The sequence below is a fragment of the Methylorubrum sp. Q1 genome (assembly GCF_004683995.1).
Classification (GTDB): domain Bacteria; phylum Pseudomonadota; class Alphaproteobacteria; order Rhizobiales; family Beijerinckiaceae; genus Methylobacterium.
This window is the reverse complement of sequence record NZ_SRHQ01000023.1, coordinates 61,271-83,729: the sequence shown is the minus strand read 5'-3', so window position 1 is coordinate 83,729 and position 22,459 is coordinate 61,271. Positions and strand designations below refer to the sequence as shown.

The 22,459-nt window shown below is 69.0% G+C and carries 19 protein-coding genes and 1 pseudogene; 7 read left to right on the top strand and 13 right to left on the bottom strand.

The annotated features are described in order from the left end of the window. Positions 1–103 (top strand): annotated as a pseudogene (locus tag E4V01_RS26270) (methylmalonate-semialdehyde dehydrogenase (CoA acylating)); the annotation flags it as partial. 808 nt (positions 104–911) lie between these two features. On the opposite strand, the gene E4V01_RS20060 reads toward E4V01_RS26270, so the two are convergent. Then, positions 912–1,814: a LysR family transcriptional regulator gene (locus E4V01_RS20060; RefSeq protein WP_060770831.1), complete on the bottom strand. Its 903-nt coding sequence runs from the start codon at positions 1,812–1,814 to the stop codon at positions 912–914. Positions 1,815–1,931: 117 nt separating this feature from the next. Between E4V01_RS20060 and E4V01_RS20055 the strand changes: the two genes are divergently transcribed. Genes E4V01_RS20055 through E4V01_RS20040 form a run of 4 tightly spaced genes read left to right on the top strand, consistent with a single transcriptional unit; the run spans position 1,932 to position 5,377 of the window. Beyond that, positions 1,932–2,888 (top strand): ABC transporter substrate-binding protein, encoded by a 957-nt coding sequence (locus E4V01_RS20055; RefSeq protein WP_135299544.1) that lies wholly within the window; start codon positions 1,932–1,934, stop codon positions 2,886–2,888. After that, the gene (locus E4V01_RS20050) at positions 2,885–3,766 is read left to right on the top strand and encodes an ABC transporter permease (protein ID WP_135299543.1); all 882 of its coding nucleotides are present in this window, start codon (positions 2,885–2,887) and stop codon (positions 3,764–3,766) included. The genes E4V01_RS20055 and E4V01_RS20050 overlap by 4 nt, the downstream gene beginning before the upstream one ends. Beyond that, positions 3,759–4,538, top strand: a complete 780-nt coding sequence (locus E4V01_RS20045) for an ABC transporter ATP-binding protein (protein WP_060770833.1) — start codon at positions 3,759–3,761, stop codon at positions 4,536–4,538. Before E4V01_RS20050 ends, E4V01_RS20045 begins: the two co-directional genes overlap by 8 nt. Further along, entirely contained in the window at positions 4,538–5,377 is an 840-nt protein-coding gene (locus tag E4V01_RS20040) for an alpha/beta hydrolase (protein WP_135299542.1), read from the top strand. Before E4V01_RS20045 ends, E4V01_RS20040 begins: the two co-directional genes overlap by 1 nt. A 98-nt stretch (positions 5,378–5,475) precedes the next feature. Here the strand turns inward: E4V01_RS20040 and E4V01_RS20035 are convergent, their stop codons facing one another. Then, positions 5,476–6,837, bottom strand: coding sequence for a TAXI family TRAP transporter solute-binding subunit (locus E4V01_RS20035; protein WP_135299541.1), 1,362 nt, complete (start codon positions 6,835–6,837; stop codon positions 5,476–5,478). Positions 6,838–7,046: 209 nt separating this feature from the next. Between E4V01_RS20035 and E4V01_RS20030 the strand changes: the two genes are divergently transcribed. Continuing rightward, positions 7,047–7,280, top strand: a complete 234-nt coding sequence (locus tag E4V01_RS20030) for a hypothetical protein (RefSeq protein ID WP_135299540.1) — start codon at positions 7,047–7,049, stop codon at positions 7,278–7,280. A gap of 278 nt (positions 7,281–7,558) precedes the next feature. On the opposite strand, the gene E4V01_RS20025 is transcribed toward E4V01_RS20030, so the two are convergent. From E4V01_RS20025 to E4V01_RS19985, 9 genes are all read right to left on the bottom strand, one after another. Beyond that, a complete protein-coding gene (locus E4V01_RS20025) occupies positions 7,559–8,305 on the bottom strand; it encodes a response regulator (protein ID WP_060770837.1) in 747 nt (248 codons plus the stop codon). Beyond that, on the bottom strand, positions 8,302–11,019 hold the full coding sequence (locus E4V01_RS20020) for a sensor histidine kinase KdpD (protein ID WP_135299539.1): 2,718 nt from the start codon (positions 11,017–11,019) through the stop codon (positions 8,302–8,304). Before E4V01_RS20020 ends, E4V01_RS20025 begins: the two co-directional genes overlap by 4 nt. Positions 11,020–11,029: 10 nt before the next feature. Then, entirely contained in the window at positions 11,030–11,635 is a 606-nt protein-coding gene (locus E4V01_RS20015) for a K(+)-transporting ATPase subunit C (RefSeq protein ID WP_060770839.1), read from the bottom strand. A 23-nt stretch (positions 11,636–11,658) separates the two neighbouring features. Continuing rightward, the gene (gene kdpB, locus E4V01_RS20010) at positions 11,659–13,749 is read right to left on the bottom strand and encodes a potassium-transporting ATPase subunit KdpB (protein WP_135299538.1); all 2,091 of its coding nucleotides are present in this window, start codon (positions 13,747–13,749) and stop codon (positions 11,659–11,661) included. A 59-nt stretch (positions 13,750–13,808) separates the two neighbouring features. Beyond that, the gene (locus tag E4V01_RS20005) at positions 13,809–14,009 is read right to left on the bottom strand and encodes a hypothetical protein (RefSeq protein WP_135299537.1); all 201 of its coding nucleotides are present in this window, start codon (positions 14,007–14,009) and stop codon (positions 13,809–13,811) included. Between the two features lies 1 nt (position 14,010). Next, a complete protein-coding gene (gene kdpA, locus E4V01_RS20000) occupies positions 14,011–15,726 on the bottom strand; it encodes a potassium-transporting ATPase subunit KdpA (protein ID WP_135299536.1) in 1,716 nt (571 codons plus the stop codon). A 22-nt stretch (positions 15,727–15,748) separates the two neighbouring features. Continuing rightward, complete coding sequence (locus E4V01_RS19995) at positions 15,749–15,838, bottom strand: K(+)-transporting ATPase subunit F (protein ID WP_012778951.1); 90 nt, start codon at positions 15,836–15,838, stop codon at positions 15,749–15,751. A 616-nt stretch (positions 15,839–16,454) separates the two neighbouring features. Further along, a complete protein-coding gene (locus tag E4V01_RS19990; protein ID WP_060770843.1) occupies positions 16,455–17,639 on the bottom strand; it encodes an acetate/propionate family kinase in 1,185 nt (394 codons plus the stop codon). A gap of 37 nt (positions 17,640–17,676) precedes the next feature. Continuing rightward, a complete protein-coding gene (locus E4V01_RS19985; RefSeq protein WP_135299548.1) occupies positions 17,677–18,438 on the bottom strand; it encodes an IclR family transcriptional regulator in 762 nt (253 codons plus the stop codon). 224 nt (positions 18,439–18,662) lie between these two features. Between E4V01_RS19985 and xsc the strand changes: the two genes are divergently transcribed. Continuing rightward, complete coding sequence (gene xsc / locus E4V01_RS19980) at positions 18,663–20,438, top strand: sulfoacetaldehyde acetyltransferase (protein WP_135299535.1); 1,776 nt, start codon at positions 18,663–18,665, stop codon at positions 20,436–20,438. A 134-nt stretch (positions 20,439–20,572) separates the two neighbouring features. On the opposite strand, the gene E4V01_RS19975 is transcribed toward xsc, so the two are convergent. Beyond that, positions 20,573–21,109 (bottom strand): c-type cytochrome, encoded by a 537-nt coding sequence (locus tag E4V01_RS19975; RefSeq protein ID WP_135299547.1) that lies wholly within the window; start codon positions 21,107–21,109, stop codon positions 20,573–20,575. Further along, positions 21,102–22,391, bottom strand: coding sequence for a sulfite dehydrogenase (gene soxC / locus E4V01_RS19970; protein WP_060770847.1), 1,290 nt, complete (start codon positions 22,389–22,391; stop codon positions 21,102–21,104). Before soxC ends, E4V01_RS19975 begins: the two co-directional genes overlap by 8 nt. Positions 22,392–22,459 lie beyond the last annotated feature (68 nt).

The following is a 22,459-nucleotide window of genomic DNA, read 5'->3' as shown; positions in this document are numbered from 1 at the left end:
GCCGGAGGGCGTGCGCTTCTACACCCGGCTCAAGACCATCACGACCCGCTGGCCGACCGGCATCCGCGCCGGCGCCGACTTCGTCATGCCGACGATGCAGTAACGCTGGCCGGTCGGTCGACATGCAGGAGGTCGAAATCGGCCTCCTGCAGGCTTTGATGCCTATCGCGGAGCTGTGTTGAGCGAACGACCGAAGAGCCTGACGTACCCTCATGCTCACGCCGATCGCGTTCGAATAGGCGCGGAATCCGATGACGCCAGGAGAACTCCGTCCACCTCGCTCGGGGGAATCGACGAACTGAGACCAAGTCGTTCAGTCCGGTTTTCCGAATTTCCGGGATCGACGAAATCATAGCGCGTGAGTTCCTGACTCTTCTCGGGCATCTCAACTGCGTCAGGCCGCGTCTGATTTCGGCAAATTCCGAAGCCGCCCGGAACGGCCAAAATAGGTCATCAGCAAAACTTCGGCCCGCTCCTAAAGGTCCGCTCATGATCCAAGTGCGGACTTCATCCTCCTTTGGGAAGCTGTAAATTCAGCTGATCAGACAGAGGCTAGAGCCGTATCCGACCCCATTGCACCAGACCGGCGTCTCTAGCTCTTTGTTTTGACGCGCATTCTTTCGACGAACCGGTGGCCACTTCGTCGGAGGGCGCTCTAGCAGCTCGACACAAACGAGACTGGGGCTCAGCGGGAATTTTGTGAGGCACTCTAAACCTCTGCCGCCTCATCGGTGCGGTGCTCTACGAGGCCAAGGCCTGCCAACGCCACCAAACCCGCCGCGATGCCGTCCCCGTGCCAAGGAGGAGGGCAGCAAATCCGCGACATTCCATTCCGGGCCGGTTCACGGCCTCGCCAATCCAACAATCACGCCGTCCTGACCCACCCGGCTTTGACATCCCTCGAGGAGCGGTCAGGCCGTGGTCACCTGACGGTTCAGGCGCGCGGCAAGTTGGTCGGCGAATTTGCTGGCCGCTACCGGGAGCAGGCGTCCGCGCAGTTGCGCCAGCACGACGCTCATCGGTTCGAGGTCGCGGGCGTCGATCAAACGGCTGCGCAGGCGCGGGTCGTCCGGAATGCCGCTCGGCACCTGGAAGCTGACGACATCCTCTCGCAGGACGACGTTGCGCAGGAATTCCAGCGATCCCGATTCCACGGTCGCGCGCATCTCGACCCCGCGCCGGGCGAGCGCGTGCTCGATATGGTGGCGGATGGCGAGGGAGCGGTCGGGCAGGGCCAGGGCGTGGGCGAGGCAGTCGCGCAGCCGGATCGGCCCGTCCTCGGAGGCCAGGGGATGACGCGCCCGCATCAGGGCGCAGAGGGACTGGCGGCCGGCATAGAGCGGGTGCAGCTCCGCCGAGGGCGGTGGCTGGAGGATGAGCGCGAGGTCGGCCTCGAACGAGACGAGGGCGGCCACCGCCTGGACATGGTCGCGCACCTGCACGGTAAAGGCGACCTGGGGAAACTGTGCCCGGTAGGTCTCAACTTCCTCCGGGATCATCCGGGTGACGAAGGCTTGACTGCAGGCAAGCGCCACGTGGCCTCGGCGCACGCCGGAGAGGTCGGCGATCTGCGAGCGCACCCGGTCGAGGTCCGCAGCCTGGTCGCGGATGTGCCGCGCCAACAATTCCCCCGCCGCGTTCAGGCGCATTCCTTGTGCAAGGCGCTCGAAGATCGGCGTTCCGAGCTCGTACTCGATGTCCTGGATCTGCCGCGTTAGCGCCGAGGGCGTGATGTTGAGGCGCTCGGCGGCCCGCCGGATCGATCCGCTGCGAGCGACCTCGGCCACCGCGGTCAGGCTGCGCAGATGCTTCATCCCGGCTCTCCCGCCAGGGTGTTGCCAGAAATTCAACAATGCCGTCAAGAATTAGCACTTCCCGGCAACACCCGTGCTTTCTAGGCTCGATGCACCGGTACATGCAGGAACCGCCCGATGATCGACCGCCGCAGCCTCCTCGCCGGTCTCGGAACCGGCCTCGTCGCGAGTTCACTCCCCGGCCGCGCCGCGCGGGCGCAGGCCGCGCCGATCGTCATCCGGATGGCCTCGCTCAAGCTCATCCACTCGATCGCGCCCCACTTCTACGAGCGCTTCACGCCCGAAGGCGTGCGGGTCGAGGTCATCCCGTTCGAGAGCCCGACCGAGGGCAAGAACGCCGTCGTCACCAAGTCGGTGGATTTCGGCACCTTCGGGCTCGCGGCAGCGACGCTCGGGGCCGCGGCGGGCGAGCCGATCGTCGTGATCGCCTCCACCTGCAACCGCGGCATGGGGGTGATCGCCCGCAAGGATTCCGACATCCGGACGATCAAGGACCTGCGCGGCAAGCGCGTCGCGATCTGGCCCGGCAGCACGCAGGAGGTGTTCGCCCTGGAGCGGATGCGCATGGAGGGACTATCCGTCAAGGACATCACCCCGGTGCGCATCTCCTTCTCGGAGATGCACCTCGCGCTCGCCCGCGGCGACGTCGATGCCTATGTCGGCGCCGAGCCCGCCCCCGGCGTCAGCCTCGCCTCGGGCGTCGGCCAACTCGTCGAATACCCCTATGGCACCGAGATGGGGTCGCTCAACATGGTGTTCGGCGCCCACCGGGACACGCTGGCCGAGCGGCCCGACCTCGTGCGCACCATGCTGGAGATCCACCGCAAGGCCACCGAGTTCGCAGCCAAGGACCGGGAGGCGATGATCGCCATGGCAGTGGCCAAGCTCGGCCAGAAGCGCGAGGCGCTGGCGATCTCGGCCCCGAACGTCGAACTCACCTGGAAGCTCGGGCCGGACGAGGTGCGCCAAGCCAAGACCTACGCCGAGCGCATGCTGGCCCTCAAGCAGATCAAGCGGCTGCCCGAAGACGGCTTCATCGATACCCGCTTCGTCGACGCCATGAGGGACGCGTGAGCGCCGCGATCGAGGGCGCCGCCCTCTCCGCCGCCGTGCCGACCGCCTTGCCGGCTCAGGGCCAGAGCCCCAAGCCGGACGCCCCGCTGCGCAACCTCCTCGACCACTTGCGCGGCCCTGTCCTCGCGCTGGTGGTGCCGCTGGCAGCCCTCGCGCTCTGGCACTTCGCCACCGCGAACCGGCCCTACAGCCTCGTCCCGCCTCCCGCCGAAGTGTGGCTGGCCCTGCGCGACATGGCGTTCGGCGGCATCAACGACGACGCCTTCAGCGCCACCCTGTGGACCCATCTCTGGGCCTCGCTGTCGCGGGTCTATGGCGGCTTCGCACTGGCCGCCGCCGCGGCCCTGCCGCTTGGCCTGATGATCGGACGCGTGCCCCTGGTCCGGGCTCTCCTCGATCCCGTGCTGCAGATCCTGCGCCCGATCCCCGTCACCGCGTGGCTGCCGCTGGCCATGATCCTGTTCGGGCTCGGGGCCCGCTCGGCCTTCTTCCTCGTATTCCTGGGTGCCTTCTACCCGATCCTCGTCAACACCGTGTTCGGCGTGCGTTCGGTGGAGCCGCGCCTGTTCGAGGCGGCGGCGATGCTGGGCTGCACGGGGCCCGCCCAGTTTCTCCGGGTGGTGCTGCCCGCTGCCCTCCCATCGATCTTCACCGGGCTGCGGCTCGGCCTGGGTTTTGCCTGGGTGGTGATCGTGGTCGGCGAGATGACGGGCGTCCAGACCGGCCTTGGCGCCGTCATCATGGAGGCGCGCCAGCTCTCGCGGACCGAGATCGTGATCTGCGGCATGGGCGTGATCGGCGTCGCGGGCTTCATCTCGGACTGGATCGTCATGCGCATCGGCCGCCGCCTCCTCTCTTGGAGCCCCTCCCATGGCTGAGCCCACCGTTCCCATCCTGACGATGCGGGACGTCTCGAAGACCTATACCGCGCAGGGGCGCCGGACCGAGGCCCTGCGCGGCGCCAGCCTCGCCGTCCAGCGGGGAGAGTTCGTCTGCCTGCTCGGTGCCTCGGGCTGCGGGAAATCGACCCTGCTGCGCATCGCCGCCGGCTTCGAGGCGCCGAGTTCGGGCCAAGCCCTGATGTGGGACAAGCCGATTGCCGGCCCTGCTCCGAGCCGCGGCATGGTCTTCCAGGATTACGGCCTGTTCCCCTGGCTCTCGGTGCGCGACAATATCGGCTTCGGCCCGAAATCGCGGGGCCGCCCCGCGGCGGAGGTCCGAGACACCGCGCGCCGCTACATCGATCTGGTCGGTCTCGGCCGCTTCGCCGATGCCTATCCGCACCAGCTCTCGGGCGGCATGAAGCAGCGGGTGGCCATCGCCCGGGTGCTCGCCAACGAGGCCGAGATGGTCCTCATGGACGAGCCGTTCGGGGCGCTCGACGCCATGACCCGCGAGCGCCTCCAGGACGAACTCCTCGACCTCTGGGCCCGGACCGGCCTCACCGTGCTGTTCGTCACCCACGCCATCGAGGAGGCGATCTTCCTCGCCGACCGGATCGTGATGATGTCGCCGGGGCCGGGCCGGATCGAGGCCGTCCACACCGTCGACCTGCCGCGGCGCCGTGACGTGTCGAGCCCCGCCTTCAACGACCTGCGCCGCATGCTGTCGGCCCAGCTCCACAGCCACCACGCGCCGAAAGCCGCCTGATGGCCGCGGCCGACGCCGTGCTCTGGCGCGACCTCGACCGCGCCGCGCTCACCCGAGCCTACGACAATTCCGGGGCGGTCCGGGACAGTGCCGCCCTCGTGGCGGGCTGGCGCTCCCGCAGCGCCGCCTTCCGCGAGGGCAAGGCGGGACAGACCTTGGCCTACGGCCCCGGCCCGCGGCAGGCCGTCGATCTCTACCGCTGCGGCACGGCGGGGGCGCCCTGCCTCGCTTTCGTCCATGGCGGCTACTGGCAGCGCAACGCCCGCGAGGATTTCACCTGCATGGCCGAGGGTCCTCTCGCCCTCGGCCTCGACGTGGCGCTGGTTGGCTACACGCTGGCGCCGGAGGCGAGGCTCACCTGGATCGCAGGGGAGATCGGAGCCGCGCTGCGCCTGCTGCGGCGGACGATCGGACCCTCGCGCCTCGTCGTCGCGGGCTGGTCGGCCGGCGGCCATCTCGCGACCCTGATGACGACCCTTGCGGCCGACACGGTCGATGCCGCCCTGGCGGTGAGCGGGCTCTTCGATCTCGAACCGATCGCTGGGACCGCGCTCAACGATGCGTTGCACCTCACGCAAGCCGAGGTGGCCGAGCTCTCGCCCATCCGCCGCCTCGCCCTGGGCGGGCCGCCCGTCTCGGTGATCTATGGCGAGGCCGAACTGCCCGAGTTGCGCCGCCAATCCGAGGATTACCACGCCGCTCGCCGGGCGCTGGGCCTCGACGGCGATCTCCACACCGTGCCGGGAGCCGACCATTTCCGGGTGCTCGACGCCCTGACCGCGCCGGACGGGCGCATCGCCCGTGAAGCCGCCCGCCTCGCGGGCCTGGGACATGCATGAACGAAGAACCTTCGCTCCCTCGCTCCGAATGGCCGTTCACTCCACTGAATCAGACCTTCATATTGGCTTCGCCGAACCTCCTCCGGTCGTCTTGGCGGTCAGCCGGCTGGCATACCCGCACCAGTTAGTGCCCGCTTGAGCGTCGAGCGGGCCGCGTCGATGGCGACGGTGGCGGCCCCCAGGGTCCGCGGTTCCGTCGGCCTGTTCAGGGCGTGGCGTGCGATACTGGCCGCGAGATCGTCCACCTCGCTCGCCATCGCCTCCAGACGCTCGCGCTCGGTCTCGCGGCGGGCTTCGGAGCGCAGTTCCAGCAGGCGTACGGTGGCGACCTCGATCCGCTCGCGGCGCTGGCGCCCGACGCGCTGCCGGAGCCACGCTGCCGTGGAGCCCAAGCCGCCCCCCAGGATGGCCACGAGGTAGATCCAGCTCTCGTAGCGCTCGATCAAGGTTTCTTGCTCGCGCTCGTAGTAGTCGAGGGCGCCCGGATGAATGGGCAGGCGGGCGCTGGTCGCGTCGGCCGTGTCCTCGTAATCCGGGTGGCTGACGTCCTCCGCGGCCGGTACCGCCTCAGCCAGGGCCGCGCGCATCTCGAACAGGTGCTGCGTCACCTCCGCGGCCACGCTCCGCGACAGGTCGGCCCGTGCCATCAGGCGGTAGGACGAGCCCACGGTCGCGACGTCCTCGGCCGGCAGGCGGGGATTGCCGCCGTACAGGGCGGCCGGCACCGTGACCGGCTGCAGGCGCGGCCACCGCGCCAGCACCGCTGCGATATCGGGCACCCCGATCAGCGCGACTTCACCGCCGTCGCTCGCCTCGCCCACCAGGGCGACCACCCGCCGGGCAGCCGGGGAGCTGGGCGTCGTCACGAGAACCATGGCGTCGATGCGCCCGTCGCGCAGCGCCGTTGCGACATCGGCCTCCTCGAGCGGGACCAGCACCACGGCGGTGTTGTTCACGGCCCCGGCCGGAGCATCGGTCAGGAGTTCAAATCCGTAGTGGGCGACAAGTTCGCGGAGCAGCGTCCGGTCGGCCGTCCGGCTCGCCAGCATGCCCAGCCGTTTGCCCGCAAGGTCCGGGATGCCCTTGGTGCCGGAGGCACCTGGCGCGGCGACGAAGGCGGCGAGCTTCCGCAAGACCGCCAAGGTCAGGCCGTTGCCCGGCATCGCCACGTCCGGCCGAACCACCGCGAGGTCGGCCTTGCCGGCCTTCAACGCCGCCGCGCTCTCGCGCACCCCGGCGAAGGATACGACCTTCAGCCGGATGCCGAGGCTCCGCCGGGCGAGCTCGTCGGCATAGGCCCGCAGCAGCGCCGGCTCGGTGCCGCCGTTCGGGGCGACCGCGATGGTGAGGGTCGTGGGACGCGTGAGATGGAATGCCGCGACCGCTCCGAGCACGAGCAGGATCGCCAGGCCGAGGAGGAGAAATGCCTCGCGGTTACTCGGAAGCCCCAACCGACGCACGCACGCCCCTCGCTTGTTCAGGGCTGGTTCGGCCCTGGTGCCCAGGTGGGCGACGCGCCACCGGTTTTCGAGGGGATCGGCCTGCCCGCCACCCGGAATCCTAACGAGACGCTTATGGGATCGGCCCCGCGACCCGCTCGAACCCTAACGCGAGCCGGTACAGCTTAGGGACGCGGTTCCCTGAGGACCGCGTGAACCCCAAACGAACGATGTCTCCCACCCTCCAAGGCGCCGCCATCCACGCTGACGCCTCCGCCACGGACGCCGACCGGTTCATCGTCGGGCAGGACCCCGAGGGTCACTGGGTGGCCCTCGAGATCCACGGGCGTGCCGGCGGCCTGTTCCGGAGCCGGAAGGACGCCGTCGACTACGCCGAGGACGAGACCGACCACCGGTCCGACGCCGTGCTCCTGTCCGGGGCCTGCATCGAGCTGCGCATCTGATCCTGCGCGATGGCATGGAGTGGCCATGCCCGGCACCCAAATCCCTCCCGTCATCAGCCGTAGGGGTTTCAGTTCCACCCGTTCCGTCCGAGCCGACCGCATCCGGCACCTGGGCTCCGGACGCCGCAGCGCCGACGTCACTCACACTCGAAAAAAAGACGATGCGAAAACAAGAGCCTCAAGCATCGTCCGGGATCAGGTCTCCGGGACGATGCTTGAGCGCCGGCCCGACCGCTCCGTTCCCCGATGAGGCGCCGATCGAGGCTCGAAGATCGCCATCAAGGGCCCGCCTCCGTTACCGCCGGTTTGGCGTCGTTCGCCGCGCGCAGCTTGAGGTTCGGTTCATCGTCGGGTGCCCGCAGGCGATAGCCGACGCCGGTCTCGGTGAGAAGGATGCGCGGCCGCTCCGGATCGGCCTCCAGCTTCTGCCGGAGCTGGCGCATGTAGACGCGCAGATACTGTGGGTCCGACGAGACCGAGACCTCGTGCATGAGCTGGGCGTGCGTGAGCACCTTGCCGGCGTGCAGCACCATGATGCGCAGGAATGCGTACTCGCGCGGGGTCAGCTTCACCTCGACGTCATCGACCTTCACGATGCGCCGGACGAGGTCGACCGAGAGCCCGTCGACCCGGAAGACCGGGCGCTCGCCGCGAGCGGCCAGTTGGTGGCGCAACGCAGCACGGAGGCGCGCGAGCAGCTCCGCCATGCCGAAGGGCTTGGTGACGTAGTCGTCGGCGCCGAGATCGAGCGCCTCGACCTTACCGCCCTCGTCGTCCCGGCTCGACAGCACCACCACCGGCAGGCCGGGGTGGCTCGCCCGGATCGCGCGGAGCAGGTCGTGCCCGCGCATGTCGGGAAGCCCCAGGTCGAGGATGACGAGGTCCGGGCTGTGGCGGCCGAGCACCTCCAGCGCGGTGACGGCGTTGGGCGCTTCCAGGATAGCGTAGCCCTGAGTGGCGAGCCCCATGCGCAGCAGCTTGCGGATCGGCGGCTCGTCGTCGATGATCAGGACGGTCGGGCTCATGCGGCGATATCCCTTGGCGTGGTCCGGGCCGGAACCGGGAGCGTCACGGTGAAGGCGGCCCCCAACCGGTCCCGGCGGTTGCCGGCGGTGACCGTACCCCCCATGGCCTCGACGAAGCCGCGCGAGATGGCGAGGCCGAGCCCGGTCCCGGCCCGTACCCGGTCGCTCTTCCGGACGCGGTAGAACTTGTCGAACACGCGCTCGACATCCGCCTCCGGGAGCCCGAACCCCTCGTCCAGAACCTCGATGCGCACGGTGCGCCCGTCCCGCCGGGCGCGCACCGTAACGGTCGAGTCCTCGGGCGCGTACTTCGCGGCGTTGTCGAGCAGGTTGACCAGCACCTGCTCGAACAGGACCGGATCGAGCCTCAGGGTCGGCAGGTCGGGTGCGATCGCGACCGCAACCCGGTGGCCGGCAAGGATCTTCTGGGTCCGCCGCAGGGCGGTGTCGATGGTCTCGGCGACATCCTGGAGCGCCAGGTTCGGCGTCACGGCCCCGGCCTCCAGCCGCGTCATGTCGAGCAGGTTCACGATGAAGCGGTTCAACCGCTCCGATTCCTCGATGATGGTCGTCAACAACTCCGCCTTGGCCTCGATGGGGAGGGCGCCGTCGAGGTCCCGCAATGTGCTGGCGGCTCCGAGCACGGAGGCGAGCGGCGTCCGCAGATCGTGGCTGATCGAGGTCAGCAGCGCTCGGGCGAGGCGGTCGGTCTCGGCGGCACGCTCGGCCCGGTCGAGATCCTCGACGAGGCGCACCCGCTCGAGGGCGAGCGCGCCCATATCGGCGAGTGCGTCGAGAAGGCGCCGGCCTTCAGGCGTCAGGATCGGGCCCGTGCCGTCCGCATCGAGGCCGATCACCCCAATGGTGCCGCGCCCGGTGCGCATCGGCAGGAACAGGCGCTTGGCCCCGGGCAGGGTGTCGGCGCCGCGCCCGGTCGGGCGCTCGTTGTCGAAGGCCCACTGCGCCGCCGCCAGGTCGGCCTCGTCCAGCATGTCCTCCGGCGGGTAGCCGGCACGGACGGCGAGGGCCTTATCATCCGGCAGGAGAAGGACGACGCGTACCCTCAGCATGGCCGCGACCTGCGCGGAGGTCGCCCAGAGCACGTCGTCGAGGGTCCCGCAGGCCGCGAGCTTGCGCGAGAACCCGAAGAGCCGCTCCGTGGCCTTCGCGCGGCCCTGGCTGACCACGGCGCTCAGGCGGGCACGGGCGGCGAGGTTCGAGACCAGCACCGCCACCAGGGTGAAGAGCAGAAAGGCCGCGATGTTGGTCGGGTCGGCGATGGTGAAGGTGTAGACCGGCGGCAGGAAGAAGAAGTTGTACGACAGCGAGGCCGCCACCACCGCGGCGAGCGAGGCCCCCAGTCCCCAGCGCACGGCGACCGCCACGACGGCGGTCAGCAGCATGAGGTCGGCGTTCTCGACGCCCGTAGACGGCTCCAGCAGCAAAGCGAGCCCGAGGCCGGCACCGGTGACGAGCAGCGCCAGGGCGTAGGACCGGGCGTCGAAGGTGGCGGGCGGAGCGGCGGTGGCGACCGCGCGCCGGGACGCCATCTCGGTCGGCGCGTCCTCGCCCGGTACCACGTGGACGCTGATGTTGCCGCTCCGGCGGACGAGGTCGTGCACCACCGAGCCGTTCACGAGCTCGAAGGCCCAGGAGCGCGTCGCCTTGCCCACCACGATGTGGTTCACATTGGCGGAGCGTGCGTAGGCGAGGATGTCGTCGGCGACGCGCCGGCCGCCCGGCAGGGTGACGGCGTCGCCACCGAGCCGGTCGGCGAGCCGCAAGGCCTCGGCCACCCCGTCGCGCGCGGCCTCACTGAGGGAGGCGGCGCGCGGTCCCTCGACCACCAGGGCGGTCCAGGGGGCGTGGAGGCGGTCAGCCAGCCGCTTGGCGTAGCGCACGAGGCCTGCCGAGCGCGGATCCTCGCTCACGCAGACGAGCACGCGCTCGCCCGCCGCCCAGGGGCCGGGGATCGCGTTGGCCCGCATGTGGCTCAGGAGCTCGTCATCGACCCGGTCGGCCGTCCGACGCAGGGCGAGCTCCCGCAGGGCCGTCAGATTGCCGCGCGAGAAGTAGTGCTTGAGTGCCCGCTCGGCGTTCGCCGGCACGTAAACCTTGCCCGCCTTCAGGCGCTCGATCAGATCGTCCGGGTTGAGGTCGACCACCTCGATGTCGTCGGCCCGGTCGAGGATGCTGTCCGGCACGGTTTCGCGCACGCGGATGCGGGTGATGGAGGCCACGACATCGTTGAGGCTCTCGACGTGCTGGATGTTCAGCGTCGTCAGGACATCGATGCCGGCGTCGAGCAACTCCTCCACGTCCTGGTAGCGTTTGGGGTGGCGCGAGCCGGGCGCGTTGGTGTGGGCGAGTTCGTCGACCAGCGCCAGGGCCGGGCGGCGCGCCAGCAGCGCGTCGAGGTCCATCTCCTCCAGCACGGTGCCATGGTAGGGCACGGCCCGTCGCGGGATGATCTCGAAGCCGTCGAGCAAAGCCTCGGTCTCGGCCCGGCCATGGGTCTCGACCACGCCGACCACGACATCGGCGCCGGCCTTGAGCTTGGCGCGCCCGATGGTGAGCATCTCGTAGGTCTTGCCGACGCCGGGAGCGGCGCCAAGAAAGACCTTGAGACGGCCGCGCGTCCGCTCTTCCCGGCGGGCCGCTTGGAGCAGCGCGTCGGGCGAGGGGCGGTTCGGGTCGCGGCCGGTCCCGGGCATGGTTCGCTCTTTAGCGCTTGGCGAGGTCGTCCAGGAGAAGATTCAGGGCGAGCACGTTGACGCGCGGTTCACCGAGCAGTCCGAGGGTGCGGCCCTGGACCTGACTGGCGACGAGCTCGCGGAGCCTGTCCTCGGGCAGGTTGCGGGCTCGGGCGATGCGCGGCACCTGGAACAGGGCCGCCTCGGGCGAGACGTCGGGGTCGAGGCCCGAGCCGCTCGTGGTGACGAGATCGACCGGCACCGGCCGACCTGGGTTCTCGGCCCTCCGCGCGTCGAGGTCACCCTTCACGCGCTCGGCCAGCGCCGCGCTCGTGGGCCCGAGATTCGAGCCGGCGGAGTTGGCCGCGTTGTAGGGGGCCGACACGGTCCTGGAGGCGTCCGCCGGATCGGCCGCGGTGGTGGCCGAGGGCCGGCCATGGAAGTAGCCCTCGCCGGTGAAGCTCTGGCCGATCAGGCTGGAACCGACGATCGTGCCGTCGCGCTCGATCAAGCTTCCTGCGGCCTTGGCCGGGAAGAGCGCCCCGGCGACGCCGGTGACGGCGAGGGGGTAGGCGAGACCCGTGACCGCCGTCAGCGCGACGAGCAGGACGAGGGCGGGACGAAGCTGATTCAACATGGGAGGTCTCCGGGACCTGTCGTTCAGGCGAGATGGAGGGCGGTGACGGCGAGGTCGATGGCCTTGATGGCCACGAACGGCACGAGGACGCCGCCGAGGCCGTAGATCAGCAGGTTGCGCCGCAGGAGCGAGGCCGCGCCGACCGGGCGGTAGGTCACGCCGCGCAGGGCGAGCGGAATCAGCGCGACGATGACCAGGGCGTTGAAGATGATGGCGGAGAGGATCGCGCTCTGCGGCGAGGCCAGCCCCATGACGTTGAGCGCTTGAAGCTGCGGGTAGAGCGTCAGGAACATCGCCGGGATGATGGCGAAATACTTGGCCACGTCGTTGGCGATGGAGAACGTCGTCAGGGCACCGCGGGTCATCAATAACTGCTTGCCGATGCCGACGATCTCGATGAGCTTCGTCGGGTCGGAATCGAGGTCGACCATGTTGCCGGCCTCGCGCGCCGCGACCGTGCCGGTGTTCATGGCAACCCCGACATCGGCCTGAGCCAGCGCCGGCGCGTCGTTGGTGCCGTCGCCGCACATCGCCACGAGCTTGCCTTCGGCCTGCTCACGCCGGATCAGCGCCAGCTTGTCCTCGGGGGTCGCCTGGGCGAGAAAGTCGTCCACGCCCGCCTCCGCGGCGATGGCGGCGGCGGTCATGGGATTGTCGCCCGTGATCATCACCGTGCGGATGCCCATGCGGCGCAGCTCCGCGAAGCGCTCGCGGATCCCGCCCTTCACGATGTCCTTCAGGTCAACGACGCCGAGCAGGCGGCCGTCCTTTGCCACCGCGAGCGGCGTGCCGCCGGCCTTGGCGATCTCCTCCGCGATGGCCCGGATCTCGGCCACCCCCTCGGTCTCGGCGGCCGGGCGGTAGGCGAGCGCCGCATTGGAGCCGCGGGTTGCCAGTGGCGGCTCGGAGACGGAGGCGATGACGGCCTCGACCGCGCCCTTGCGGATGGACGAGCCTTCAAGGTCCACACCCGACATCCGGGACTGCGCGGTGAAGGGCACGAAGGTGGCGTTCAACCCGGCCATGTCGCGGGCGCGAATGCCGTACGTCTCCTTGGCGAGCACGACGATGGAGCGGCCTTCGGGCGTCTCGTCGGCCAGCGAGGCGAGTTGCGCCGCGTCGGCCAGATCCTGTTCGGTGACGCCACGAACGGGGCGGAACGCGGTGGCCTGGCGGTTGCCGAGCGTGATCGTGCCGGTCTTGTCGAGGAGCAGCGTGTCGATGTCGCCGGCCGCTTCGACGGCGCGGCCCGACATGGCGAGCACGTTGAAGCGGACCAGACGGTCCATGCCGGCGATGCCGATGGCGGACAGGAGCGCGCCGATGGTGGTCGGGATCAGGGTCACGAACAGCGCGACCAGCGCGATCACGGGGATCGAGCCGCCGGCATAGCTCGCAAAGCTCGGGATGGTGGCCACCGCGAACACGAACACGATGGTCAGCCCGGCGAGCAGGATGTTGAGCGCGACCTCGTTCGGGGTCTTCTGGCGCGCGGCGCCCTCGACGAGGGCGATCATACGGTCGACGAAGGTCGAGCCGGCCGCAGCCGTGATGCGGACCTTGATCGCGTCCGAGAGCACCTGCGTGCCCCCCGTCACCGCCGAGCGGTCACCGCCCGACTCGCGGATGACCGGAGCCGACTCGCCCGTGATGGCCGCCTCGTTCACGGAGGCCACCCCCTCGATGACCTCGCCATCCGAGGGGATGAGGTCGCCGGCCTCGACGAGCACCACATCGCCGACCTTGAGGCTCGTGCCGGGGACGGTCTCGTAGGCCCGGCCCTGGCCGGTGAGCCGCTTGGCGGTCATCTCGGTGCGGGTACGCCGCAGGCTGTCGGCCTGGGCCTTGCCGCGGCCCTCGGCGAGCGCCTCGGCGAAGTTGGCGAAGATCAGGGTGAACCACAGCCAGAGGATGATCTGGCCGGAGAAGAACAGGTCGCTGCCTCCGGTGACGAGGTCACGGACGAACAGCATGGTGGTCAGGGCCGCCACGACCTCGACCACGAACATGACCGGGTTGCGGATCATGGCGCGGGGGTCGAGCTTCCTGACGGAGCCGAGAAAAGCGGGCCCGACGAGGGCGGCGCTGAACAGCGATGAAGTCTTGCGGGACATGGTTTCAGGTGTCCGGAGAGGGCGAGGAGGCCGGGCGAGCGACGCCGGACCTTGCCGGTTCAGGGGGCCGTCGTGCCGGCGGCCAGGGTGAAGGCCGCCGCGAGGGCGAGGCCGTCGAGCAGCGCCACACCGAGGAGGGCCAGCACGAGGTCGGAGATGCGCACGGGCCTCGCCTTGGCGCCGTGGGCGCGGTGGTGCGGCGGCCGGTGCAGCATCGGGTGATGGCGCGGCATGCGCCGGTTCGGAACCGTGCGCGGCATCTCAGCCTCCGGTCGCGAAGGTCTGCCCGGCCGCCCCGGCAAAGTGCTCGACCACCGGGCCGAGCGCCAGCGAAGGGAAGAAGGTCAGGCCGCCGATGATCAGCACCACGCCGACGAGGAGGCCGACGAACAGCCCGCCATGGGTCGGGAAGGTGCCGGCGGAGGCCGGGACCCGCTTCTTGGCGGCGAGCGAGCCGGCGATGGCCAGAACCGGGATCTTCACGAAGAAGCGGCCGACGAGCATGCCGATGGCCAGCGTCGTGTTGTAGAACAGCGTGTTGGCCGTCAGCCCGCCGAAGGCCGAGCCGTTGTTGGCGGCAGCCGAGGTGTAGGCGTAGAGGATCTCCGAGAAACCGTGCGGGCCGGCATTCGCGGGCCCGGCGAGACCGGCCGGCACCACCGTGGCAAAAGCCGTGAAGCCCAGCATCATCAGCGGCAGGCAGAGGATGCCGAGCATCGCCATCTTCACCTCGCGCGCCTCGATCTTCTTGCCGAGATATTCGGGGGTGCGTCCGACCATCAGGCCTGCCACGAAGATCGCGACCACGACGAAGACCAGCATGCCGTAGAGGCCCGCGCCGACGCCGCCGATGATCACTTCGCCGAGCTGCATGTTGAGCAGCGGGATCAGCCCGCCCAGTGCGGTAAAGCTGTCATGCATGGCGTTGACCGCACCGCAGGAGGCGGCCGTCGTGATCACCGCGAAGAGCGCCGAGGCGGCGATGCCGAAGCGGATCTCCTTGCCCTCCATGTTGCCGCCGGTCAGTCCGAGGTTGGACAGGACGCCGTGGGCGCTGGCCTCGGCCCAGTAGGTCACGCCGACGCCGGCGATGAAGAGCAGGCCCATCGCGGTGAGGATCGCCCAGCCTTGCCGCTCGTCCCCGACCATGCGGCCGAAGACGTTGGTGAGCGCGGCGCCGATCACGAAGATCGAGAGCATCTGCAGGAGGTTCGAGAGCGCCGTCGGGTTCTCGAAAGGATGGGCGGCGTTGGCGTTGAAGAAGCCGCCGCCGTTGGTCCCCAGCATCTTGATCGCGACCTGGCTCGCCACCGGCCCGACCGCGATGGTCTGCCTCGCGCCCTCCAGCGTCGTCGCCTCGACGTAGGGCGAAAGCGTCTGCGGCATGCCCTGGGACACGTAGAACAGGGCCAGCACGATGCAGAGCGGCAGCAGCACGTAGAGGGTGGCACGGGTCATATCGACCCAGAAGGAGCCCAGCGTCTTTGTCGAAGCCCGGGCGAAGCCGCGGATCAGCGCGACGGCGACCGCCATGCCCGACGCCGCCGAGACGAAGTTCTGGACCGTGAGCCCGAGCATTTGGCTGAGGTACGAGAGCGTGGTCTCGCCACTATAGGACTGCCAGTTGGTGTTGGTGACGAAGCTCGTCGCAGTGTTGAAGGCGAGGTCGGGCGCCACCGCCGCCTGCTCGGCTGGGTTCAGCGGCAACAGCGCCTGCAGGCGCAGGAGGGCGTAGAGCAGGACAAAGCCGGCCACGTTGATCAGGACCATCGCCCCTGCGTAGCCGAGCCAGGTCTGCTCCTGACGGGCGTCGATGCCGGAGATGCGCAAGAGCCCGCGCTCGACAGGCGCGAGCACGGGAGAGAGGAGGTTGCGCTCGCCGTTGAAGACGCGGGTCATGTACCCGCCGAGTGGCCGCACGAGCGCCAGCACGACCGCGCCGTACAGCGCGATCTGCATCCAGCCGTTGAGTGTCATGGAGGTCAGTCCTGGGGGCCGCTCAGAACCGCTCGGGGCGGACGAGGGCGTAGGTGAGGTAGACGAGGAGCCCGGTGGTCACGAGGGCGCCGAGGGCGAGGTCGAGGGTCATGGCGGCTTGCCTCAGAGGCGCTCGCAGAGCGCGGCATAGCCGGCGCCCAGGCCGAAGAAGGCGAGGCCCCCGAGCAGGAAGACGATGTCGAGCATGGTGTGTCCGTATCCAGTCGGTCCGCCGGCTGCGGGTGCCCCGCGGCCGACCCGGGCCGGTCCTGAATGTGGACGGGAACCGCGTTAGGGTTCGAGACGGAAAGGGATACGATCTCATAAGGATCGCATTAGGATCGGCCCGATTCCGAGCGTCCCGTCATCCCTCGGCGATGGCCGCATCGAGGGTTAACGGAATCCGAGATTGGGCGCTTGCCTTGCGGCCCGGTCGACCGGCCGCCTTGCGCGGCCGTCCCTGAGGAAGACCGGCGAGGTTCTTCAGACTTGCGCCGGGGCTCGGCCCGCATGCCGCTCAGGCATGGCGCAAGCGTTTTGCAGCGAAATCAGGCCCCGCCATTCGACGCCGTTGAGCGGATAACCGGTCGGCTTGCCCGCGTGACGAAGTGTCTCTCACAGAACTCCCGCTGCGTCGCCGTGCCCAGAACGGAGACGATCGGTGATCGGGTGTTTTGTGAGGCACTCTCAGCCAGAGCCGAAACGGCGGTGCTGTGCTGGAACCCAGGTCAGGCCGAAAGCACTTGGCTGCCGACACTGCGTGCAATCGGCAATTCTTCATCAGCGGGAATAACGTAGACAGGGATCGTCGCTCCATCGGCGCTGATTCTGACAGTGTTGGCCGCGTTGCGATCCTCATCCAGGCGGATGCCGGTCCAGGCCAAGCCCTGGGCGATTGCCGAACGGATTCGGGCCGAGCGTTCGCCGATGCCGGCGGTGAAGACGAAGGCGTCCAGGCCGCCGAGGGCCGCCATCATCGAACCGGCCTCGCGCACGACGCGGTAGGCGAACAAGTCGAGCGCTTCCGTGGCCCGGGGCTCCTCGCTCGCCAGAAGGGTGCGCGCGTCGTTGCTGATGCCGGAGACGCCCAGCAGGCCCGAGCGCCGGTTCAGGATCTCGGAAACCTCCGCCGGTGTCATGCCGCGTTGCTCGATCAGGTACAGCACGAGACCGGCATCGATGGCGCCGCAGCGCATCCCCATCATCAGACCGTCGAGGGCGGTGAAGCCCATGGTGGTGGCGATGCTGCGCCCTTCGCGCATCGCGCAGAGGCTCGCGCCGTGGCCGAGATGGGCGACGATCACCCGTCCCTGCGCAACGTCGCCGGCAATGTCCGGCAGCACATCGGCGATGTGCTGGTAGGAGAGACCGTGGAAACCGTAGCGGATAAGGCCCTGATCGGTCAGCGCGTGCGGAATCGCGAAGAGCTGGGCGAGCCGCGGCATCGACCGATGGAAGGCCGTATCGAAACAGGCGAGCTGCGGCAGATCGGGCCAAGCCTTCGCCACCGCCCGGATCGCCGCGAGATTGTGCGGCTGGTGCGCCGGGGCGAGCGGGATCAACCCTTCGAGGCTCGTCATCACATCATCGTCGATCACGACCGGCGCCGAGAAATCCGGGCCGCCATGGACGACGCGGTGCCCGGCCGCGCGAAGGTCGAGGTGGTCCGCGCAGCGCAGGCGATCGAGGAGCCAATGCGTGGCGGCTTCGTGACGGCTGCCCTCCGGCAGCACCGCCCCGTCGAACAGATGCGCCTTCGCCCCGGCGGCGCCCCCGAACCGCGCCGCGCTGCCGATCCCCTCGATGCCGCCGCGGCAGAGCGGTTCGAGCGTATCGGCCCGGAAGAGCGCGAATTTCACGCTCGATGAGCCGGCGTTGAGCACCAGAATGGCGGCGTCCTCGGTGCGCGTCATGGGGCGTGTCTCCTCTCCCGGCGCGCCCCTCGGGCGCTTATCGCAGCGTGACGGCCATGGCTTCGGCCGCCTCTCGCAGGGTTGGCAGACGCTCGGCCGCGTTCGCGCGGGAGACCCGCACCACCGGCGCCTGAAGCGCGAGGGCGGCGATGCAGTCGCGTCCGTTGTGATCGAAGATCGGCACGGCCACGCAGAACAGGCCGGATAGGAATTCTTCGTCGTCGAAGGCATAGCCGTCGCGCTTGATCCGGCCGAGTTCGGCCCGGAGCGCGTCCGCATCGGCGAGGGTGTTGGCCGTGTATCGCTCCAGCGTCAGCGAGCCGATCAAGCGGTCGCGCTTGGCCGGCGGCATCATCGCCAGGAACAGCTTGCCACTCGCCGAGGCGTGGGCCGGTACGCGCGACCCCTTCTGGAAGGCGACGCGCAAGGGTGCGGCAGCCTCGACGCGGTCGAGATACATGACCTCGCTGCCCTCCAGCACCGTGAGGTTGCAGGATTCGCCCATCGTACGAACCACCCGCTCGAGGAGCTGATGACGCTGGGTCGAGCCGGAATTGTTCGACAGGATCGCGAAGGCCAGCGCCGTGGCGCGCGCCGCGAGTTCGTAGCGTCGTCCGTCCGGCATCCGTCGCAGCAGGTCGGCGCCCTCCAGCATGCTCAGCCACCGGTGCAGGGTGGGCTTGGGCAGGTTCGCCGCCTCCGTGAGTTCCGCGAGCGTGGGCGGATGATCCATCTCGGCGATGATCTCCAACAGGCTGAACGCCTTCAGGGCCGGCGAGGATTCGGGGGCATCATCCATGGTTGCAGGCTTCATATTCCAAATTCCTGAACGTAGAAAGCAAAAAAACGAGATTTCGATTGCATACGGGTGCGGCCGGGCGCTAAGTTTCGGTCAGATGAGGATGCAGCCGGCATGGCGTGTCCTCCATCGGAGCGGCCCGACCGCCATGGCCACGCGCCGCCGTCCGAGCCGACGAACGACCATCACAACGACTTGGCAAAGCCAGGGTGGGAGAGCGCGCCATGAGGATGACCACGGAAGAGGCCTTCATCAAAGTCCTGCAGATGCACGGGATCGAGCATGCCTTCGGCATCATCGGCTCGGCGATGATGCCGGTCTCCGATCTGTTCCCGAGGGCCGGCATCACCTTCTGGGACTGCGCCCATGAGAGCAACGCCGCCCTCATCGCCGACGGCTATTCCCGCGTGACCGGCAAGATGGCGATGGCGGTCGCCCAGAACGGACCGGGCGTGACCGGCTTCGTCACGGCGATCAAGACCGCCTACTGGAATCACACGCCGATGCTGCTGGTCACGCCGCAGGCGGCCAACAAGACGATCGGCCAGGGCGGCTTCCAGGAAGTCGAGCAGATGGCTCTGTTCGAGGACATGGTCTGCTATCAGGAGGAGGTCCGCGACCCGACCCGCGTCGCCGAGGTGCTCAACCGGGTGATCGAGAAGGCGTGGCGCGGCTGCGCGCCGGCACAGATCAACATCCCGCGCGATTTCTGGACGCATCAGATCGATGTCGCGTTGCCGCAAATCGTCCGGCTGGAGCGGCCGACCGGCGGTCGGCAGGCGATCGCCGAGGCCGCGGCGCTGCTGTCGGGTGCGACGTTCCCCGTGATCCTGAATGGGGCCGGTGTCGTCATCGGTGATGCGATCCGGGAATCCGTCGCGCTCGCCGAACGGCTCGATGCGCCGGTGGCCTGCGGCTACCAGCACAACGACTCCTTCCCGGGCTCGCACCCCCTCGCCGTTGGCCCGCTCGGCTACAACGGGTCGAAGGCGGCGATGGAGCTCATCGCCAAGGCCGATGTGGTGCTGGCACTCGGCACCCGCCTCAACCCGTTTTCGACGCTGCCCGGCTACGGCATCGAGTACTGGCCCAAGAACGCCAAGATCATCCAGGTCGACATCAATCCCGATCGGATCGGCCTGACCAAGACGATCTCGGTCGGCATCTGCGGCGATGCCAAGCACGTCGCGCGCGAACTCCTGCAGCAGCTGTCCCCGGAGGCGGGCAATGACGGCCGCGAAGAGCGGCAGGCACAGATCCACCGTACCAAGTCCGCCTGGGCGCAGGCGCTGTCGTCGATGGATCACGAGGACGACGACGAGGGCACGAACTGGAACGTGGCGGCACGCGAGCGCGAGAGCGGGAAGATGTCGCCGCGCCAAGCGTGGCGCGCGATTCAAGCCGGCTTGCCTTTCGAGGCGATCCTGTCGACCGATATCGGCAACAACTGCGCGATCGGCAACGCCTATCCGACCTTCGAGCAGGGGCGTAAGTACTTGGCGCCGGGCATGTTCGGTCCCTGCGGCTACGGCTTCCCGGCGATCATCGGCGCCAAGATCGGCTGCCCCGACGTGCCTGTCTTCGGCTTTGCCGGTGACGGCGCCTTCGGCATCTCGATGAACGAGATGACTTCGATCGGCCGGGATGAGTGGCCGGCGGTCACCATGGTGATCTTCCGCAATTTCCAGTGGGGCGCCGAGAAGCGGAACTCGATCCTCTGGTACGACAACAACTTCGTCGGAACCGAGCTCGACACGAAGCTGAGCTACGCGAAGATCGCGGAAGGGTGCGGGTTCCGGGGCGTGCGCGTCGAGACGCAGGGGGCCCTGACCGAGGCGATCCAGCAGGCCGCCGAGGCTCAGGCCGACGGCGTGACGACCTTCATCGAGGTGATGCTCAATCAGGAGCTCGGCGAACCCTTCCGCCGTGACGCGATGAAGAAGCCGGTCGTTGTCGCCGGCATCGACCGCCGCGACATGCGGCCCCAGCAGCCCGCTTGAGGGGCGCCGCACCTTAGAGCATCGTCCTTTTCCGAAAGCCGGCAACCACCTTTCGGGATGATGCTCCAGACCAAACGAAGCGCCCGGAACCGCATCGTCGATCAGGTTCCGGGCGCCCTCAGGGCAAATGCCCGTCAGCGCGTATCGGGGCGCGGGTCGGGAACGAACCCGTCGCGGTTCGGCATCCTCACCGCCGGGAGCGTCCTGGCGTCCATGATCGCATCGTCCGGGACGAGACCGTTCAGGTTGAGGACGTAGGCGACGACCGCGTAGACCGCGTCGGGGCTCAGCGATTGCGGCGCGTTCATCGGCATGGCGCGGTGGATATAGTCGAATAGGGTCGGTGCGTAGGGCCAGAAGCTGCCGACCGTCTTCACCGGTTTGGGCGAGGCCAGCGAGCCGTGGCCGCCGGCCAGCCGGTCGCCGACGCCGCCTTCTCCCTGAGCGCCGTGGCAGGAAGCGCACTGGGCCTCGAACAGCGCGCGACCCTGTTCGACGCTGCCGTGGCCCGGCGGGAGCTTCCTGCCGTCGCGGTCGATATCGATGTTCCAGCCCGCGATCTCCCCGTCGGTCGGGGCCCGTCCGAAGCCGTAGCGGCCTTCGGCGTGGGCGCACGCGCCGAACAGCGTCAGAGGGATCGCGATCGCCAGAAGCCGCCTGCGCTCAAACATAGCCATTCGACACCTCGCCGTCGGCGGCAATCCGCCAGGGGACGACCGCGTTGTTGTGGTAGAACGACTTCATGCCGCGAACCGTCGTCAGGGCCTCGAAGCTCGGCTGCACATAGCCCGTCTCGTCGGTGGCGCGGCTCAGGATCGTCGTCGGCCGGCCGTCCCAGGTCCACGGGTAGCGAAAGCGGGTGAAGGCACGGCTCAGGACCGGCTCCTGCAGTCCGGCGGGCTGCCACGTGCCGCCGCCGTCGACCGAGACCTCGACCCCGGTGATGCGCCCGCGGCCGCTCCAGGCGAGACCGGTGATCTCGTTGAAGCCTCCGGCGATCCTGTGCGTGCCGGAGGGTCGCGTGATGATCGACTTGGCCTCCATGGTGAAGGTGAACTGGCGCGCCGTGCCGTCGGGCATCGAATCCGTGTACTTGGCGGTCTCCTCCCGCGAGTAGGCGGGCTCGGCGACGACGTTGAGGCGGCGAAGCCACTTCACGCTCATGTTGCCCTCGAAGCCCGGGAGCAGGAGGCGGAGCGGGTATCCCTGCTGCGGGCGCAGCCGCTCACCATTCTGGCTGAAGACGAGCAGGGCGTCGTCGAGGCACTTCTCCAGCGGCACGCTGCGTGTGAGGGCGGCGGCATCGGCGCCCTCGGCGACGACCCACCGCGCCTCCGGGGTTACGCCGACCTCGTCGAGGATCGTCTTGAGCCGGACGCCCGTCCACTCACAGCAGCTCGCCAAGCCGACCAGATCGGAAGCCGTCTTGGCCTGCTTGATCGCCTCGAAGCCGGGATTGCCGGAGCATTCCAGGAAGTAGATGCGGGATTCGGTGGGAAACCGCCGCAACTCGCCCATGGTCAGGAGCAGGGGACGTTCGACCAGGCCGTGGATCATCAGGCGGTGCTGAGCGGGATCGATGGCGGGGATACCGCCGTGATGCCGCTCGTAGAACAAGCCGTTCGGCGTGATGATACCGTCGAGATCCTGCAGCGGCGTGCGGCTGGCGGAGGAGGTGTACTGCTTGCCGTTCTTCGGCACGTTGCGGATGACGCCCCTCTCGAATTCCGAGGGCGTGCCGTAGAGCTGACTGCCGACATCCGCGCCCGGCTCCTTCATCCAGCGCGGCACGTTCGGGGGCGTGTCGTCGAGGACCGGTGCCGGCTCTGACCGTGCCGGCGAGGCCACCCCACCGGCGAGGCTTCCGCCGACGAGGGCGGAGCCGGCAGCCAGGATCTGCCGGCGGGAGCGCGGCACCCGCGTGACCGCTTTCGTTCCGTCGTCGTCGCTCATCGGATCCTCCTGCCGTTCACGCGGATCGCGGAGCGTCCGCGGCGGCGAAGCCCTGCGATCCTACGCCC

Bases quoted from the DNA above. Each gene is read 5' to 3' on its own strand.
- E4V01_RS20045 (WP_060770833.1), top strand. From the start codon at position 3,759: ATGGCTGAGCCCACCGTTCCCATCCTGACGATGCGGGACGTCTCGAAG.
- soxC (WP_060770847.1), bottom strand. From the start codon at position 22,391: ATGAGCGACGACGACGGAACGAAAGCGGTCACGCGGGTGCCGCGCTCC.
- E4V01_RS19975 (WP_135299547.1), bottom strand. From the start codon at position 21,109: ATGTTTGAGCGCAGGCGGCTTCTGGCGATCGCGATCCCTCTGACGCTG.
- E4V01_RS20015 (WP_060770839.1), bottom strand. From the start codon at position 11,635: ATGTTGAATCAGCTTCGTCCCGCCCTCGTCCTGCTCGTCGCGCTGACG.
- E4V01_RS20030 (WP_135299540.1), top strand. From the start codon at position 7,047: ATGTCTCCCACCCTCCAAGGCGCCGCCATCCACGCTGACGCCTCCGCC.
- E4V01_RS20040 (WP_135299542.1), top strand. From the start codon at position 4,538: ATGGCCGCGGCCGACGCCGTGCTCTGGCGCGACCTCGACCGCGCCGCG.
- E4V01_RS19995 (WP_012778951.1), bottom strand. From the start codon at position 15,838: ATGACCCTCGACCTCGCCCTCGGCGCCCTCGTGACCACCGGGCTCCTC.
- E4V01_RS19985 (WP_135299548.1), bottom strand. From the start codon at position 18,438: ATGGATGATGCCCCCGAATCCTCGCCGGCCCTGAAGGCGTTCAGCCTG.
- E4V01_RS19990 (WP_060770843.1), bottom strand. From the start codon at position 17,639: ATGACGCGCACCGAGGACGCCGCCATTCTGGTGCTCAACGCCGGCTCA.
- E4V01_RS20020 (WP_135299539.1), bottom strand. From the start codon at position 11,019: ATGCCCGGGACCGGCCGCGACCCGAACCGCCCCTCGCCCGACGCGCTG.
- E4V01_RS20055 (WP_135299544.1), top strand. From the start codon at position 1,932: ATGATCGACCGCCGCAGCCTCCTCGCCGGTCTCGGAACCGGCCTCGTC.
- E4V01_RS20005 (WP_135299537.1), bottom strand. From the start codon at position 14,009: ATGCCGCGCACGGTTCCGAACCGGCGCATGCCGCGCCATCACCCGATG.
- E4V01_RS20060 (WP_060770831.1), bottom strand. From the start codon at position 1,814: ATGAAGCATCTGCGCAGCCTGACCGCGGTGGCCGAGGTCGCTCGCAGC.
- kdpB (WP_135299538.1), bottom strand. From the start codon at position 13,749: ATGTCCCGCAAGACTTCATCGCTGTTCAGCGCCGCCCTCGTCGGGCCC.
- kdpA (WP_135299536.1), bottom strand. From the start codon at position 15,726: ATGACACTCAACGGCTGGATGCAGATCGCGCTGTACGGCGCGGTCGTG.
- xsc (WP_135299535.1), top strand. From the start codon at position 18,663: ATGAGGATGACCACGGAAGAGGCCTTCATCAAAGTCCTGCAGATGCAC.
- E4V01_RS20025 (WP_060770837.1), bottom strand. From the start codon at position 8,305: ATGAGCCCGACCGTCCTGATCATCGACGACGAGCCGCCGATCCGCAAG.